Annotated in this window: 16 protein-coding genes; 4 read left to right on the forward strand and 12 right to left on the reverse strand. The window is 56.2% G+C overall.

The features are described 5' to 3' along the window. Nucleotides 1-125: 125 nt before the first annotated feature. From gyrA to ftsE, 12 genes are all read right to left on the reverse strand, one after another. Nucleotides 126-2,546 (reverse strand): DNA gyrase subunit A, encoded by a 2,421-nt coding sequence (gyrA, locus tag DC3_RS18770; protein WP_146887042.1) that lies wholly within the window; start codon nucleotides 2,544-2,546, stop codon nucleotides 126-128. A gap of 323 nt (nucleotides 2,547-2,869) precedes the next feature. After that, on the reverse strand, nucleotides 2,870-3,634 hold the full coding sequence (locus DC3_RS18775) for a tetratricopeptide repeat protein (protein ID WP_146887044.1): 765 nt from the start codon (nucleotides 3,632-3,634) through the stop codon (nucleotides 2,870-2,872). 35 nt (nucleotides 3,635-3,669) lie between these two features. Beyond that, nucleotides 3,670-4,263: an LON peptidase substrate-binding domain-containing protein gene (locus DC3_RS18780; RefSeq protein WP_146887046.1), complete on the reverse strand. Its 594-nt coding sequence runs from the start codon at nucleotides 4,261-4,263 to the stop codon at nucleotides 3,670-3,672. A gap of 62 nt (nucleotides 4,264-4,325) precedes the next feature. Continuing rightward, nucleotides 4,326-5,177, reverse strand: coding sequence for a tRNA (guanosine(37)-N1)-methyltransferase TrmD (gene trmD / locus DC3_RS18785; RefSeq protein ID WP_146887048.1), 852 nt, complete (start codon nucleotides 5,175-5,177; stop codon nucleotides 4,326-4,328). Continuing rightward, nucleotides 5,149-5,637, reverse strand: a complete 489-nt coding sequence (gene rimM / locus DC3_RS18790; protein ID WP_146887050.1) for a ribosome maturation factor RimM — start codon at nucleotides 5,635-5,637, stop codon at nucleotides 5,149-5,151. The genes trmD and rimM overlap by 29 nt, the downstream gene beginning before the upstream one ends. 38 nt (nucleotides 5,638-5,675) lie before the next feature. Next, nucleotides 5,676-6,188, reverse strand: a complete 513-nt coding sequence (locus DC3_RS18795; protein ID WP_146887051.1) for a GNAT family N-acetyltransferase — start codon at nucleotides 6,186-6,188, stop codon at nucleotides 5,676-5,678. A gap of 88 nt (nucleotides 6,189-6,276) precedes the next feature. Next, a complete protein-coding gene (locus DC3_RS18800) occupies nucleotides 6,277-6,735 on the reverse strand; it encodes a VOC family protein (RefSeq protein WP_146887053.1) in 459 nt (152 codons plus the stop codon). Between the two features lie 149 nt (nucleotides 6,736-6,884). Continuing rightward, nucleotides 6,885-7,124 (reverse strand): KH domain-containing protein, encoded by a 240-nt coding sequence (locus DC3_RS18805; protein ID WP_146887055.1) that lies wholly within the window; start codon nucleotides 7,122-7,124, stop codon nucleotides 6,885-6,887. A gap of 76 nt (nucleotides 7,125-7,200) precedes the next feature. Beyond that, entirely contained in the window at nucleotides 7,201-7,449 is a 249-nt protein-coding gene (gene rpsP / locus DC3_RS18810; RefSeq protein ID WP_146887057.1) for a 30S ribosomal protein S16, read from the reverse strand. Nucleotides 7,450-7,632: 183 nt separating this feature from the next. After that, on the reverse strand, nucleotides 7,633-9,066 hold the full coding sequence (locus DC3_RS18815) for a M23 family metallopeptidase (protein WP_146887059.1): 1,434 nt from the start codon (nucleotides 9,064-9,066) through the stop codon (nucleotides 7,633-7,635). Beyond that, on the reverse strand, nucleotides 9,063-9,932 hold the full coding sequence (locus tag DC3_RS18820) for a cell division protein FtsX (RefSeq protein WP_146887061.1): 870 nt from the start codon (nucleotides 9,930-9,932) through the stop codon (nucleotides 9,063-9,065). Before DC3_RS18820 ends, DC3_RS18815 begins: the two co-directional genes overlap by 4 nt. Next, a complete protein-coding gene (gene ftsE, locus DC3_RS18825) occupies nucleotides 9,929-10,612 on the reverse strand; it encodes a cell division ATP-binding protein FtsE (protein WP_146887063.1) in 684 nt (227 codons plus the stop codon). The genes DC3_RS18820 and ftsE overlap by 4 nt, the downstream gene beginning before the upstream one ends. A 270-nt stretch (nucleotides 10,613-10,882) precedes the next feature. Between ftsE and DC3_RS18830 the strand changes: the two genes are divergently transcribed. The 4 genes from DC3_RS18830 to tmk all read left to right on the forward strand — a co-directional run bounded on the left by DC3_RS18830 (nucleotide 10,883) and on the right by tmk (nucleotide 14,469). After that, on the forward strand, nucleotides 10,883-12,235 hold the full coding sequence (locus DC3_RS18830) for a S41 family peptidase (RefSeq protein ID WP_186816119.1): 1,353 nt from the start codon (nucleotides 10,883-10,885) through the stop codon (nucleotides 12,233-12,235). Nucleotides 12,236-12,354: 119 nt separating this feature from the next. Beyond that, nucleotides 12,355-13,011: a TrmB family transcriptional regulator gene (locus tag DC3_RS18835; RefSeq protein ID WP_146887065.1), complete on the forward strand. Its 657-nt coding sequence runs from the start codon at nucleotides 12,355-12,357 to the stop codon at nucleotides 13,009-13,011. 84 nt (nucleotides 13,012-13,095) lie between these two features. Continuing rightward, complete coding sequence (locus tag DC3_RS29245; protein ID WP_186816120.1) at nucleotides 13,096-13,848, forward strand: Nif3-like dinuclear metal center hexameric protein; 753 nt, start codon at nucleotides 13,096-13,098, stop codon at nucleotides 13,846-13,848. Next, on the forward strand, nucleotides 13,849-14,469 hold the full coding sequence (gene tmk, locus DC3_RS29250) for a dTMP kinase (RefSeq protein ID WP_186816121.1): 621 nt from the start codon (nucleotides 13,849-13,851) through the stop codon (nucleotides 14,467-14,469). Nucleotides 14,470-14,505 lie beyond the last annotated feature (36 nt).

Here is a 14,505-nt window from a genome sequence, read left to right on the forward strand (position 1 = left end):
AATGCCCTTTTGGTTCCTGATCGTCTTTTCAGGGTTCTCATGAATGAGAAAGCCATCAAAAAATCCCTTCCATTGGTGGAAGGGATTCTGCAGGAGCGCAGTACGCTGCGCCCTGGGTGGTGGAATTAGACTGTTTCTTCGTTGCGGATCGGGTGGGCACTGATCACTTTGTCCCCATCTCCGATGCGCATGACCTTCACGCCCTGGGAGTTGCGCCCGAACACGCTGATCTCTTCCACGCGGGTGCGGATCACGATGCCGTTTTCACTGAGGACCATCAGTTCCTCGTCACCAGAGACGCAGGTGAGGGTCACGAGGGCTCCGGTCTTGTCGGTGACTTTCAGGGTGATGACGCCCTGACCGCCACGGTTCTGCAGGGGGTAGTCGCTGATGGGGGTGCGCTTGGCCAGACCCAGTTCGCTGACGGCCAGCAGTTCCTGCTCTTCGTCGGACACCAGGGCCATGCTGACCACCTGGTCGTCTTCACGCAGGCGGATGCCAATCACGCCCTGGGTGGCACGACCGGTGTCGCGCACGTCCCCTTCGGTGAAGCGGATGCTCTGGCCTTCTTTGGTGGCGAGCACGATCTGGCTCTTGTCCTGAACCACACCCACCTCGACGAGGTTGTCCCCGTCCATCAGGTTGATGGCGATCAGACCGGCAGCGTTGATGTTGCTGTACTCCCGGATGGCGGTTTTCTTGATCATGCCCTTGGAGGTGGCGAAGACGAAGTACCCGTCCTGTTCCAGATCCTTTATGGCAAGCACACTCTGTACGTTCTCGCCGTCTTTCAGGGGCATGATGTTGCGGGTGTGAACACCCTTGGCATCCCGTCCGGTTTCAGGGAGATCGTAAATCTTCTCTCTGAACACGCGGCCCTGGTCGGTGAAGAACAACAGGTAATCGTGGGTGGAGCCCACGAAGATCTGGGTGTTGACGTCCTCCTCGCGGAGTTTGCCACCACTGAGTCCACGGCCTCCACGGGCCTGGGCGCGGTAGGCTTCCAGGGTGGTGCGCTTGATGTAGCCTGCTCGGGTCATGGTGATCACCATGTCCTCGACGGCAATCAGGTCTTCTTTGGAGATGTCGTCGTCCAGAATGGTGATCTGGCTGCGGCGCTCGTCACCATAGCGGTCGCGAATGTCCTTGATTTCCTGTTTGATGACCTTCCAGAGCAGGGTTTCGTTCCCCAGGATGGCCTGCAGGCGAGCAATTTCTTGCATCAGTTCGTCATATTCGGCTTGCAGGCGGGCACGTTCCAGTCCGACCAGACGCTGCAGACGCATGTCCAGAATGGCCTGGGCCTGGGGCTCGGACAGGCCGAAACGGGTCATCAGGCCGTCTTTGGCCTCTGCGCCGGTCTGGCTTCCACGGATCAGCTTGATCACTTCATCGAGGTGATCGAGGGCAATCAGCAGGCCTTCCAGGATGTGGGCACGGGCCTGGGCTTTTTCCAGTTCGTACTGGGTGCGGCGGGTGACCACTTCGCGGCGGTGGTTGAGGAACAGTTGCATGGTGTCTTTTAAAGGGAGCACCTTGGGTTCCTTGTTCACAATCGCCAGGTTGATCACGGTGAAGGTGGTCTGAAGCTGGGTGTACTTGTAAAGCTGGTTGAGGACCAACTCGGGGATGGTCCCGCGCTTCAGGTCGATCACGATTCGCACAGGTTCACGGCGGTCGGACTCGTCACGCAGGGCAGAGATGTCGGGGATTTTGCCCTGACGGTACATCGCAGAGATGGTGGACACCAGATTGGACTTGTTCACCTGATAGGGAATCTCGGTGATGATGATGCTGTTTCGTCCGTTCTTCTCCTCGAAACGCACCTTGCCGCGCACGCGCAGGGAGGCGTGTCCGCTGGCGTAGGCTTCACGGATGCCACTGCGCCCGATGCGACCTCCGGTGGGGAAGTCGGGTCCGGGAATGATCTTCATCAGGTCATCCAGGGTCATTTCTGGATTGTCGATGAGCTCCAGCAGGCCGTTGCAGATCTCGGTGAGGTTGTGTGGAGGAATGTTGGTGGCCATGCCCACAGCAATGCCGGTGGCCCCGTTGATCAGCAGGTTGGGCACTGCGGAGGGGAGAACGGTGGGTTCCTCGGTGGTCTCATCGTAGTTGGGACGGTAGTCGATGGTGTTTTTTTCGAGGTCCTGCAGCACTTCCTCAGCAATTTTGGTGAGGCGTGCCTCGGTGTAACGCATGGCGGCAGGTGGGTCGCCGTCCAGCGAACCGAAGTTTCCCTGTCCCTGGATCAGGGGGTAGCGCAGGTTCCAGTTCTGGGCCAGACGCACCATGGCATCGTAAATGGCACTGTCGCCGTGGGGGTGGTATTTCCCCATCACTTCACCGACCACCCCTGCACTCTTGGAGGGTTTGTGGGTGCTGGTGAGGCCCATCTGGATCATGGCGTACAGGATGCGGCGCTGCACGGGTTTCAGACCGTCACGCACATCGGGAAGCGCACGGTCCACAATCACGGACATGGCGTAGTTGATGAAGTTGCTCTTGACTTCTTTGGTGATATCAATGGGTTGGACTTGAGACACCCTGGGACCCTTTCTGGGAAATGTTCGGAGCAGGCAGGTGCCTGGACAGCGAACTTTCCACACACAAACAGGAGTCAGCAAAACCACGGACTTCTGACAGCGCATGGGGTCCGTGGCCACTCCAAATGTCTTTCAATTATAACACAAACCAGAGCAATTTACGCAAAAAACATAAACGTCGGAGGGACGCCTGTGGGGTGGCTGTCTCTGAGCTGGTGACCCGTACTGGGCCATATCAGACAGATTTATATCTCTTTTGCTCGGGGCAGTGTCTGTAAGCGTGTGACAGAATCTGTGGCCTGTAAATTACGCTAAAAACGTAATCAGGCCTGAAGAGTTTGTTTCAATTTCTGGGCCTGGGTTTCCCATTCCCGTTCCTGCCTGCGGTAGGTGGGAGAAGCCTTGCGCACAGACTTCAAAAGCAGGTCCAGTTGCCTGCCCGCCTCTTCCTTCTCGCCCTGGGTCACCAGAAATTCCGCATAACGGTAGCGGGCTTCCTCGCCCGAGAACACCTGAATGGCTTCCAGATGCTGCTGTCTCGCACCCTCTGCATCACCAAGTTTTTCCAGGGTCAGGGCCATCAGGATGCGGGCTTTGCCTTTGAGTTCATGGGGTGCCTGCAAAAGGAGTTTCTGCAGGATGCCTCTGGCTTCATCAGGCTTGCCATTCAGGAACTTGATCTGGGCCACCTCATACTGAAACAGAGGATCATCCCTGTAGATTCCGGTCAGCAACGGTTCCAGCGTCTGCTCGGCCTCCGCCATGCGCCCTGCCTGCAGGTACGCCTGGGCCAGCGCACGGCGGTTTTCAGGGGTGTTGATCTCATCCAGGGCTTCCTGTCTTTCCCTGATTCTGGCATCTGCACTCTTGAAACTGTCCAGAACGGGTTTGATGCTGACCCTGGAACGTCTGGCATCGGGCAGGACTTCCATGAAGAGGTACAAAATCACGCTGATCACTGGAACAAAAAGCAGCAGAAAAAACCAGAAGATCTGCCTGCGGGTGATCAGGGCATGCACGATAAAGGCAATTTGCAACACGCTGATGATGGGCCAGAGATTTGCTGTGAGTGCGTAAAACCATTCCATGTGTTTTTATGTTACCGGGAATTCAGCCTTTCATCTCAATTCAGAATGTGTTCCACGGCAGCCACCTGCTCAAGCAGCAACTCCAGCCTGTGAACCAGTGTTTCAGCTTCCAGTAAGGCCTGCATGTTCAACACCGAAAGCTTCAGGTTGGTGGCCATGAAAGACACCCGCTCCGTGGGATCAAGGGGGGCACTGTGTTCCAGAATCCGGTGGATGTCTGCAGGCATGGACCGCAGAAAGGCACTCCAGGCAAGATTGGACAGTTCCTGAACCACGTCATCACAGGAAGGTGTGAGAGGCTTCAGGTGAACATCTGCACTGAGGTAATTGTGTTTTGAGGTGTCAAAGTGGTCCACCTCAAAACGTTCTCCACCTGTGATCAGGACGGAAGATGTTCCATCCGGGTGGTGCTCCACTTTCAGGATGTGGGCCAGGGTACCGATCCGGCTCACCCTCAGGTCGGGGTGGTAAGACTCCACCTCTGTTTTGATGCGCACCATGCCAAAAGGCTCCTTGCGCTTCAGGACCCTTTTGAGGAGTTCCCTGTAACGGGGTTCAAAGACATACAGTGGCACCACAGTGCCAGGCAGCAGAACAAGGTTTGGAAGAGGAAACAGCCCGATCTGCATATGACTCCAAACTACGCAAGAAGGAAAGAGAAGACTTTATTGCCCGTTACAGAGGGAAAACATCAGGTGTGAAGACGGCTACTTTCTGCAGCTTCCAGAGGTCTGTTCTGCACCAGTCCCTTGCGTCTGATTTTTTTCTGGGCCTGCGCAGCAGGAGCACCCCATTTTTCGAGCTGTTCCAGAGGCACCCCAAGACGCCACAGGGCGATGGTGTCATCCACATCCAGAACCTGCTGTCCCAGAAGGTCCGGTCTTCGTTTGAGGGTGCGCTCGAGGGCCTGGTCCCTACGCCAGCGAAGCAATTTTGCATGGTTTCCAGAACGCAGAACTTCTGGAACCTCCAGCCCTTGCCAGCTTTCAGGGCGGGTGTACTCGGGATAATCCAGCAGGCCACTCGAAAAAGAATCCTGCTCGTGGGACTCCTGGTCTCCGATCACGCCCGGGACCAGTCTGCCAATGGCCTCCATCAGGCATGCAGCGGCAGCTTCGCCCCCCATCATCACAAAATCGCCCAGTGAGATTTCACGGGTCACCAGGGTTTCCACCCGGGCATCAAAGCCCTCATAACGGCCACAGAGCACCACCAGATGCTCTTTTTGTGCCAGTTCCTCGGCCATCTTCTGGTTGAAAGGTTGACCTGCAGGGGTAAGCATGATGACCTCACTGGCAGGGGAGAGGTTCTGCAGGCAGCGGTCCACCACATCCACCCGGATCACCATGCCTGCTCCGCCCCCATAAGGGGTGTCATCCACCTTGTTGTGTTTGTTCTGGGCGTGCTCCCGCAGGTTCACCACATCAAACTGCAAGAGGCCCTTCTCCTGGGCTTTGCCCAGAATGGCCTCCCGGGTGAAAGGCAGAACAAGTTCAGGGAAGAGGGTCACCACACTAAATTTCAAGGAGGCCCTCCGGCGCATCCAGCACGATGCACTCTCCAATTTTGACCTCCACGTAAGGGGCCTGCAGAGGCACCAGGTACTTTTTCAGGCCCTTGCGGACCTCCAGGGTGTCCTGGTGGCCGTGATCAAGCACCTGAATCACCTTGCCCAGGTCTGCGCCTTCCGGAGAACGCACCGGAAGGCCAATCAGGTCATGGTAGTAGTACACCCCTTCCTCAAGCGGGGGAAGGTCCTCATCAAAGGCAAACACCTGTTTGCCTTTCAGGCGTTCGGCCAGGGAACGGCTGTTGATGCCCACCAGTTCCACCACCATGCCAACATCAAAGACATCCAGTTTCTTGATTTTCAGGGTGCCAACACCCTCGACGTGCAGACGGTTCAGTTTCAGGTAACGCCCGGTGTCTCCAATGGTGTACAGCTTCACTGCACCCTGAATCCCGAAGGCGTCCTGAACTGTGGCAATGCGGGTCAATTCCATGCGAATAAATTATACATTCAGAAAGAGGATTTCCGCAGTCAGCATTGCTCGACTGTGAGGTCCACGGGCAACTGGTAGTAATGGATGTGGAAACCGTACTCTTCGAGGTGGCGGTAGGCCACAAACTCGAACCCATAATCCTCGTAGTACTTGCAGAGTCGAGGATGTTTCGCAGAAGTGTCCAGCCTGAGCAGTGGTTTTCCTCTGCGGGCTGCCTCCTCCCGGGCAAAGTCGATCATGGTCCGTCCCAGCCTCTGGCCTGCACGGGTTCTGCTGACTGCAAGCTTGTGCAGGTACAGGGCGTCACCCTCTGCCACACCGTGCCACAGAAAATCAGATTCCTGAAGCACCATTCCGGCGACAGGCTGGTCTTTCATGAAAGCCAGATAAAACTCCTCCAACCGGTACATCTTCAAGAGGGCATCCGGTGTGATCTGTTCTGGGCTCCACAGGGGCGTGCCTCTGTTCTGCAACCACAGAACAGCATCAAGCAGCAAAGCAGAATAGAGGGGCAATTCCTTTTCTTCAATGGGTCGGATGATCAAAGACATGCCTGATTGTAGACAGCAAGGTCTCGTTTCATGGCAGGTTGCATAAACGAAAAGGAGCCTGAACTTCAGGCTCCGGGAAGTTCAAGGGTTATTTTTTGTCGTTCTCCAGCAGCTCCAGAATCACCTTCAGGGGTTTCAGGGTGTCGATGTAAGCGTAACGTCCACCCGTATACTCCCCCTTCTGCAACAGAGGCATGCCGTTTTGCTCCAGCAGGGCCACTTTCTCTTTCATGCCTTCAATCACAAAGGCAAGGTGATGCACCCCTTCACCGTTCTGGTCGAGCGATTCCCTCCAGGTGCTGGGATGCTCGTCCGGTTCAATCAGTTCCAGTTGCAGGGAGCCCATGTCAAAGAAAGCCAGTTTTGCACGGGCTTCAGAACGGTTGCCCCGGTACTCGGTCTGGGCTTTTTCCACGGTGTCGGTCCAGAACCAGGCGGGCTTCTCCACACCGAAAAAGTCAGCGTATGTCTGAGACACCGTTTCAATGTCATGCACCAGGATGCCGATCTGGGTGATCACGTTGTTGCCGAGCAGGTTGCGGTCCATGATGTGCTCCTTTGGTGAAAAGACGAATTGGGGTTCTTCTGGAGTCTATTTGAAAGGTCCTTTCAGGGCTGCTGTCTGCATAGATCATTGGCAAAAGAAATTCCCCTTGATACAAAGGGGAATCTGAATCCTAAAGAGGATTGTGTGTTTTACTTTTTGCTGCTGAGGTCCACCTGCACGCGGTTGCGGTTGGTGTTCAGCCCGCGTGCAATGGTGCGGATGGCCTGAATGACCCGTCCATTCTTGCCGATGATGCGGCCTTCTTCGCCGTCATGAACGTGAATGTAGTAGGTGGTTTCGGGTCCGCGCTTGGTTTTCACGACCACACTTTCAGGGTGGTCCACAACGCTCTGCGCGAGGTATTTCACGACTTCTGCAAGGTCTCGCATGATATGCAATTCTATCAGGAAACCTGCACCAAAAGAGAAGACCCGGGCATGCCCGGGTCTTCTCTTTTGGTTTCTCTTACTGGTTGTAGACGCCAGAAGCTTTCAGCAGGCGCTTTGCGGTCAGGGTGGGTTGAGCACCCTTCTTGAGCCACTCGCGGGCGCTTTCGACGTTCACAACGAGGAAGTTCTCGCTGGTTTTGCGGGGGTCATAGTGACCCAGGTTCTCAATGTAACCACCATCACGGGGACGACGGGCGTCGGCAACGACGATGCGGTAGTGGGGGTTGTGCTTGGAACCATAGCGAGACAGACGAATTTTAACCATGTTCTTTTCCTCTTTTGGACGCGGGTGAGGGTTGGGCTTTTTGTAGCGTTTGCTCCAGCAGCCAACCTTAGCAAACGCAGCACGTACAAGTGTAGCAAAGAGGGCGGGTTGTGACAATAGGAAACCCAAAGGCAGTCTCTTCTGTGGCCTCAACAATGAAGGAGCAACCTCCTGCATTCTTCCTCAGAAGCCTGGAGAAATGTAAGAGGTCTGACCGCCACTGCGCACTGCCACCCAGAAGTCAAAGGTGTTCGGGTCCAGAACAGGGCTTCCTCCGGTGTACCCGATGACCTGCCCCCGGGAGACGCGCTGGTCCAGGCCCACCGTTGGGCTTTGCAGACCGGTATAGATGGTGTACATGGTGTTTGCGTCGTTGTGGGCAAGCATGATCATGGTGCCCAGGTTGGGGTTCACGGTGATGCTGATGACCCGGCCCTCGGCAGCAGCAGTGACTGGAGCATTGGCCTGGTTGCCCGCGATGCTGGTGGACAGTTGGCCATTGCCGTAAGGGACCACCACACGGCCTCCCTTGATGGGGAAGGAGAGGGTTCCCACACTGCTGGGCAAAGGTGCATTGTTTCTGGCACTGACGGCAGCCTGTTGTTTCAACTGGTCTTCCCTGGCTTTGATGGCCGCCTGTTCTTTCTTGATGCGTTCCTGCTCGGCTTTGAAGTCAGCGAGTTTTTTCTGCTGCTCCAGCCTGGCTTTCTGCTCAGCGAGTTTTTTCTGCTGCTCCAGTCTGGCCTTTTCCTCGGCGAGCCTGCGTTGCTGTTCCAGTCTGGCCTTCTGTTCGGCGAGCCTGCGTTGCTCGGCCTCTCGGCGTTTGCGTTCTTCTTCCTCTCGGCGTTTACGCTCGGCTTCAATGCGGGCACGCTCGGCCAGGATGTTGTTGAAGATGTTGGCGATGTCCTGCTGGGTTTGTACCGCAGCCTGACTGGTCTGGTACACCAGGGCCTGCTGCCCGGCTTTGGTTTTTTTCAGTGAATTGATGGCCTGCTGCTGTCTGGACTTCTCGTCTTTGACCGCTTCCAGCTTGTCGAGCAACTGGCGTTGCAGGCTGTTCAGGTCCGTGGTCAGTTTGGCCAGCTCAGCCTTCTGGGTGGCAAGCTGCTTCTTGGTGTTGCGCAACTCCTCAATGACCGTCAGGTCCTGCTTGCTGAGGATGTCCAGATAGTGCCTGCGGATCAGCACATCGTAAAAATTTTTTTCGCGGCCCAGCAGTTCAATGTACAGGTTGCTTTTTTCGCGGTACAGCGTGCGCATCAGGTTCTGCACCTGGGTGGTCAGGCGGTTGTTGCGGGCATCGGTGATGTCGATCTGGCTGTCCAGGTTGGCAATCTGGGCTTTTTTGAAATCGATGTCGCGCTCTACAGCAAGCCGTTCTTTTTCCAGTTGCTGCAGCCGGCTGTTCACTTCACCCAGCGTGCCGAGTGCAGCCTGTTCCTGAATGCTCAGGGCTTGCAGGTTGATGCGCAGGTCATCCAGGCGTTTCTGTTGCTGTTCCCGCACAATGCGGGCCTGTTTCAGCTGTTCTTCCAGACTCTGCAACTGCCGGGTGGTCTGGGCAGAGGCCGCAGTCACCAGCAAGGCAGTCAAGAGAATCGCTCTTTTCTTCATTCCAGTTCTCTCAGGTAGTGATTGGAGGCAAACCAGCTTCCTGCAGACCCGATCACCAGTCCGAACAAAAACAGGCCCGCCAGGGATTGCAGCACCACCAGGGGCTCGGTCACCAGGGACAGGAAAGGCACCGAGTTCTGCAGGTTGCCCACCAGGGAAACGTAACTGGGCACCAGAATCATGCAAGCCACTGCGCTGGAGAGCAGCCCCAGCAGGATGCCTTCCATCAGGTAAGGGGCCCGAATGAACCTGCGGGTGGCCCCCAGCAGTCGCATCACGTTGATTTCTTCACGTCTGGCATACATGGCCACCCTGACCGCATTCAGGATGTTGAAGAAGGAACTGAGCACCAGCACCCCCACCAGGGTCCATCCCCCGGTTCTGAGGGTGCGGATCAGGTTGATGCTCTGGTCGATGGTGCCCTGACCGTACTCCACCGACTCGACCCCATTCAGGGTTTTGATGGCTTCGGCCACACGCTTGGTGTCCTGGGGGTCTTTCAGTTTCAGCCTGAGGGTGTCAGGGAGAGGGTTTTCCACCAGGTCTTCGGCCTCATCGAAGGAGGGGTACAGTTCGGTCATTTCCTGCATGGCCTGGTCCTTGGTGACCAGTTTGGCGTCTTTGATCAGTGAGCCGTACTGGGTCTGGATGGCCAGGGCCACGGATTCCAGGGTGGAGCCCTCCTGAATGAACACCCCAATTTCCACCTCGGATTCCAGTTTGACCAGGTTGCGTTCCAGGTTGAGGGTGAGCAGAATCACCGATCCCAGCACAGCCAGGGTGATGGTCATGGTGCTCAGGGTGGCAAAGGTGGCGGTCAGGGTGCCCCGCACAGCCACCCACATCTGCCGCAGGTGGTACATCATAGGGCGTAACCTCCGTAGGGGTCATCCCGCACGATTTTTCCTTTGCGCAGTGTGATGGTGCGGTGACGGAAGTTTTCCACAAGTTCCTTGGCGTGGGTGGCGACCACCACGGTGGCCCCGCGCACACAGATCTGTTGCAGCAGTTTCATGATCTCCACACTGATTTCAGGGTCGAGGTTTCCAGTGGGCTCATCCGCCAGGATGATCGGTGGACTGGTCACGATGGCCCGGGCAATGGCTGCACGTTGCTGTTCTCCCAGAGAGAGCTGCAGGGGGAGCGCACTGCGCTTGTGTTCCATGCTGACCATCTTCAGGGCGTTGGTGATGCGCTGGTGCCAGTCTTTCTGGGGCACCCCTGTCACACGCAAAGCCAGAGCAATGTTGTCTTCGACCGTGAAATGGGGAAGCAGCATGTTGTCCTGAAAGATCATTCCGATGCGTCTGCGGTGAATCGAAGCTTTGCCTCCCCGGTATTTGGAGAGGGGTTCATCATTGATCAGGACCTGCCCTCGGGTGGGACTGATGCGCTTGAGGATCAGGTTCATGACGCTGCTTTTGCCCGCTCCACTGCGCCCGATCAGGTAAACAAACTCTCCCTTGCGGATGTGCAGGTTGATGTCGTCGAGGGCCAGGGTGCGGGTGACCGGATATTCCAGACTGACGTGGTTGAGTTGAATCATGCGGACCTACCAAGAACCCTGTCCCGGGCAGCAAAAATGTCAAGAACAGAGCAAGACGGATTTGACAGAGCGTGGGCTCTTTGTACCAAAGTAGACATTCATAGTAAGCATACTGGAAACCTGCACATGGGGGCGTGAGATCTCATGAAAGGGTCTACATTTCTGGCCCTCCAGATGACCTTTGTGAGGGCCCATTCAGGGTTTAAATTTGCTATGCCAAAAGGGAAAAGTCCACACTTCTTTTTCACCTGCCTGAGGTAAACTCGGTCCATGAAACTCAACGGCAAAGTTGCCCTGGTTCTGCTGGGACTGACCTCCACGCTGGCCATCGGCTATGCTCAACTGCGGTCCTACCAGACCACTTCTTCTTCTTCGAATGCCACGGTCCAGGAACAGACTTTCCGGGACATCTACAATGCCATCAAGAGCGAGTACCTGACCCCTGTTGAAGAGAAAAAACTGTGGGAAGGGGCCATTTCGGGCCTGATTGGATCACTGGAAGACCAGTTCACCTATTACACTCCCCCAGAAGACAATGTGTACGACCAGCAGGAACTTGAAGGCCAATTCTTTGGCATTGGTGCAACCCTGACCCCCTCCAATCCTGATGGCAGTGGAGCCACCATCTCTGAACTGATGCAGGGTATGCCCGCCCAGCAGGCAGGATTGCAGATTGGTGACAGGGTCCTCAAGGTGAATGGAGAGGATGTCACCAAACTGACCCTCACCAAAGTGGTGCAAAAAATTCGTGGTGAGGAAAACACCAGCGTCAAGCTGGAAATCGAGCGTGCGGGTGCAACCCTCAACTTTGACATTGCTCGCAAGAAGATCACCGATTATGCCGTCTATACAGAGATTCTGCCTGGAAATGTGGGTTACGTGCAGGTTCGCACCTTCTACAACAAGCAGATTTTTTCCCAGGTGGACCAGGCCCTCAAGACCATGAGTGACAAAAAGGTGGACAAACTCATTCTTGACCTGCGGGACAACGGTGGAGGGCTGCTGTGTGGTGGGATTTACGTTGCAGATGCCTTCCTGAACAAGGGCAACATTGTGTCCCTCAAAGACCGTACAGGCAAGGAGAGCATTCCTGGCAGTGCTTTTGACAGCACCTGCTATGGGGTCGCCAAGGCCGCCAAGACCGACTACACCGGCAAGATGGTGGTGCTGGTGAACCGCAACAGCGCCTCTGCTTCTGAGATTGTGGCGGGTGCCTTGCAGGACAATGACCGCGCCAGGGTCATTGGAGAGAAGACTTTTGGTAAGGGTGTGGCCCAGGATGTCATCAACAACCTGCCCGATGGTGGCAAGCTGGCCCTGGTGGCCAATGAGTGGCTGACCCCCGATGGCCGCAGCATCCACAAGGTGGGGATCACCCCTGACATCACCGTGGAAGACTCCCGTTTCCCCAAAGTTGTGACCCTGGAAGGCACTGGAGCCGCCCCTGGTGAGAAGATCAAAATGACCATTGGCGGCAAAGAAGTGGAACTGACTGCCGACAAAGAGGGCAAATTCACCTACACTCAGGTGGGGGAGCGCCGCCAGCCTCCTGCTGGAAGCCGGGTGGACCTGACTGGAGACACCATCCTCAAGAAGGGTCTGGAAGTTCTCAACCAGCAGTAAAACAGCAAACGGATGAAGGAGGAGGGGATTCCCCTCCTCCTTTTTGGTTCGTGTTCAACCAGAAGTTCAGCCTGTCAAGAGCTAGCCATGTTACTTGCTGAGTAGTACACTGGAGCCATATGAATGCCTCCATCCACCTGCAAGCTCTGGGTCTCACCGAATATGAATCCAAAGCCTACACTGCCCTTCTTGCACTCGGTCGCGCCGCCCCTGCCCGCATTGCCAGACAGGCCCAGATTCCCCGACCCAAGATTTACGAAACTTTAGAGCGACTGGAGGCCCGTGGACTTGCCACCCGTGTTCAGCAGAACCCTCTGGAATACAGTCCCCTGAGTGCCAGAGAATTCATGGACCGCTCGAGGCGCTCCTTCAATGAGCGCATTGAAAACCTTGAACGTTCCCTTGCCCGCCTTGCCCCTGATCCTGCTCCAGAAGCCGTGTACCCCCTCATTGGTGAAGTCGCCATCAAATCCCTCGCCGAGAACCTTGTTGAAAATGCCAAGAAGAGCGTCCACCTGGCTGGAAATGAACCCCTGCTGGACGCCCTGGAAAACCAGACCTCGAGAGGGGTGCAGGTGGTCCGTGCAGAAGTCAGCGAACTCCCCAGCATCGCCAAGAACGGACAGCGTGCCTTCCTGGTCGCCCGTGATGGTGAAGCCGCAATTGTGGCCCACTTCGGCGGAGACCGTGAGCCCCACGGCGTGCACACCCACAACCCGGTGATCGTGAAACTCGTTGAAGGGTACATTGCTCTGGCGGTGCAGAACAAGAAGTGAGTTTTGGGGTGGGCAGGGGGATCTGGACCAGAACATGACCTTTTTCCCCATTGCCCCGGGCTCAGGCTGTAAACTGATCGTGCTATGCACCGAGACGAACTTGTCAAATGGCTCAACAATTACCTGCGCATTTCCGATTACCGGGATGTCAGCAACAATGGCCTTCAGGTTGAAGGCAAAGACGAAGTGACCCGCGTCGCTGTCGCCGTGGACGCCTCCCTGAGGACCATCGAAGAAGCAGTGGACGCGGGTGCGGACATCCTGATCACCCACCATGGTCTGTTCTGGGGAAAACCCGTGATGGTGACCGGCCCCATGAAAAAGCGCATCCAGAAGGCTCTGGAGGGCGAACTCAGCATTTACGCCATGCACATTCCACTGGATGCCCACCCTGAGGTCGGCAACAACGTGATGCTGGCCCGGGCCCTCAACCTGCGAGACCTGCAGCCTTTTGGGGACTGGGCGGGCAAAAGCATTGGTTTCTGGGGGGAACTCCCTTTTGAGCTGGAACTGCAGGACTTCTCTGACCGCATCCAGAAGACCACCGGTGAAATCTGCCTGGTGCACGGTGGAGGAAGTGGCATCGTCAAGAAGGTGGGGGTCATTTCGGGTTCTGCTTCAGACAGCATTCATCTGGCTGCTGAAATGGGTCTGGACACTTTTGTGACAGGGGAGCCCAAACACCAGAATTTCCATGATGCCTTCGAGTACGGAGTGAATGTCATCTACGCGGGGCATTATGAAACCGAAACCTTCGGGGTGCGTGCCCTGGCAGCCAAACTGGAAGACACCTTCGGGCTTCCCTGGCAGTTCATTCACCTGCCCACAGGGCTCTGAATGTTCATCACGTTTGAAGGTCCCGAGGGGGGAGGGAAAAGCACCCAGATTCGCATGCTCTCGGCTGTCCTCGAAAGTGCCGGGCACAGCCTGGTCCTGACCCGTGAACCGGGTGGGACCACCACCGGGAACAAGATCCGCCAGATTGTTCTGGAAGATGTGAGCCTGCAGATCGAGCCCCTGACGGAATTTCTGCTGTACAGTGCCAGCCGTTCCCAGCTGGTCCGGGAAGTGATCCGGCCTGCCCTGCAAGAAGGCCATGTGGTCCTGTGTGACCGGTATTTTGACTCCAGCCTGGCCTATCAGGGGTATGGAAGAGGTCTGGACCTGCGTTTCCTGCAGGATGTCACCTGGGAAGCCACCGGAGGACTGAGGCCCCACCTGACGTTCCTGATGGACCTGCCTCCCAAAGTGGGTCTGGAAAGGGCTGCAGCCAGAGGGCAGTTTGACCGTCTGGAGCAGGCGGACCTGCAGTTTCATGAGCGGGTCAGAGAGGGGTTTCTGAACCTTGCTGCTGCTGAACCTGAACGTTTTTATGTTGTGGACGCCACCCGCACGCCCGAGGAAATCCACACGGAAATTCTGCAGATCGTGCAGAGCACCCTGATCTTCAAATTCTGAGTGCTCTGTCCTGGTCTGTAAGGGTCAGAAGAGAAC

It is taken from the genome of Deinococcus cellulosilyticus NBRC 106333 = KACC 11606, assembly GCF_007990775.1.
GTDB lineage: Bacteria > Deinococcota > Deinococci > Deinococcales > Deinococcaceae > Deinococcus_C > Deinococcus_C cellulosilyticus.

Bases quoted from the DNA above. Each gene is read 5' to 3' on its own strand.
- DC3_RS18775 (WP_146887044.1), bottom strand. From the start codon at position 3,634: ATGGAATGGTTTTACGCACTCACAGCAAATCTCTGGCCCATCATCAGC.
- DC3_RS18780 (WP_146887046.1), bottom strand. From the start codon at position 4,263: ATGCAGATCGGGCTGTTTCCTCTTCCAAACCTTGTTCTGCTGCCTGGC.
- trmD (WP_146887048.1), bottom strand. From the start codon at position 5,177: ATGCGCCGGAGGGCCTCCTTGAAATTTAGTGTGGTGACCCTCTTCCCT.
- rimM (WP_146887050.1), bottom strand. From the start codon at position 5,637: ATGGAATTGACCCGCATTGCCACAGTTCAGGACGCCTTCGGGATTCAG.
- DC3_RS18795 (WP_146887051.1), bottom strand. From the start codon at position 6,188: ATGTCTTTGATCATCCGACCCATTGAAGAAAAGGAATTGCCCCTCTAT.
- DC3_RS18800 (WP_146887053.1), bottom strand. From the start codon at position 6,735: ATGGACCGCAACCTGCTCGGCAACAACGTGATCACCCAGATCGGCATC.
- DC3_RS18805 (WP_146887055.1), bottom strand. From the start codon at position 7,124: ATGCGAGACCTTGCAGAAGTCGTGAAATACCTCGCGCAGAGCGTTGTG.
- rpsP (WP_146887057.1), bottom strand. From the start codon at position 7,449: ATGGTTAAAATTCGTCTGTCTCGCTATGGTTCCAAGCACAACCCCCAC.
- DC3_RS18815 (WP_146887059.1), bottom strand. From the start codon at position 9,066: ATGAAGAAAAGAGCGATTCTCTTGACTGCCTTGCTGGTGACTGCGGCC.
- DC3_RS18820 (WP_146887061.1), bottom strand. From the start codon at position 9,932: ATGATGTACCACCTGCGGCAGATGTGGGTGGCTGTGCGGGGCACCCTG.
- ftsE (WP_146887063.1), bottom strand. From the start codon at position 10,612: ATGATTCAACTCAACCACGTCAGTCTGGAATATCCGGTCACCCGCACC.
- DC3_RS18830 (WP_186816119.1), top strand. From the start codon at position 10,883: ATGAAACTCAACGGCAAAGTTGCCCTGGTTCTGCTGGGACTGACCTCC.
- DC3_RS18835 (WP_146887065.1), top strand. From the start codon at position 12,355: ATGAATGCCTCCATCCACCTGCAAGCTCTGGGTCTCACCGAATATGAA.
- DC3_RS29245 (WP_186816120.1), top strand. From the start codon at position 13,096: ATGCACCGAGACGAACTTGTCAAATGGCTCAACAATTACCTGCGCATT.
- tmk (WP_186816121.1), top strand. From the start codon at position 13,849: ATGTTCATCACGTTTGAAGGTCCCGAGGGGGGAGGGAAAAGCACCCAG.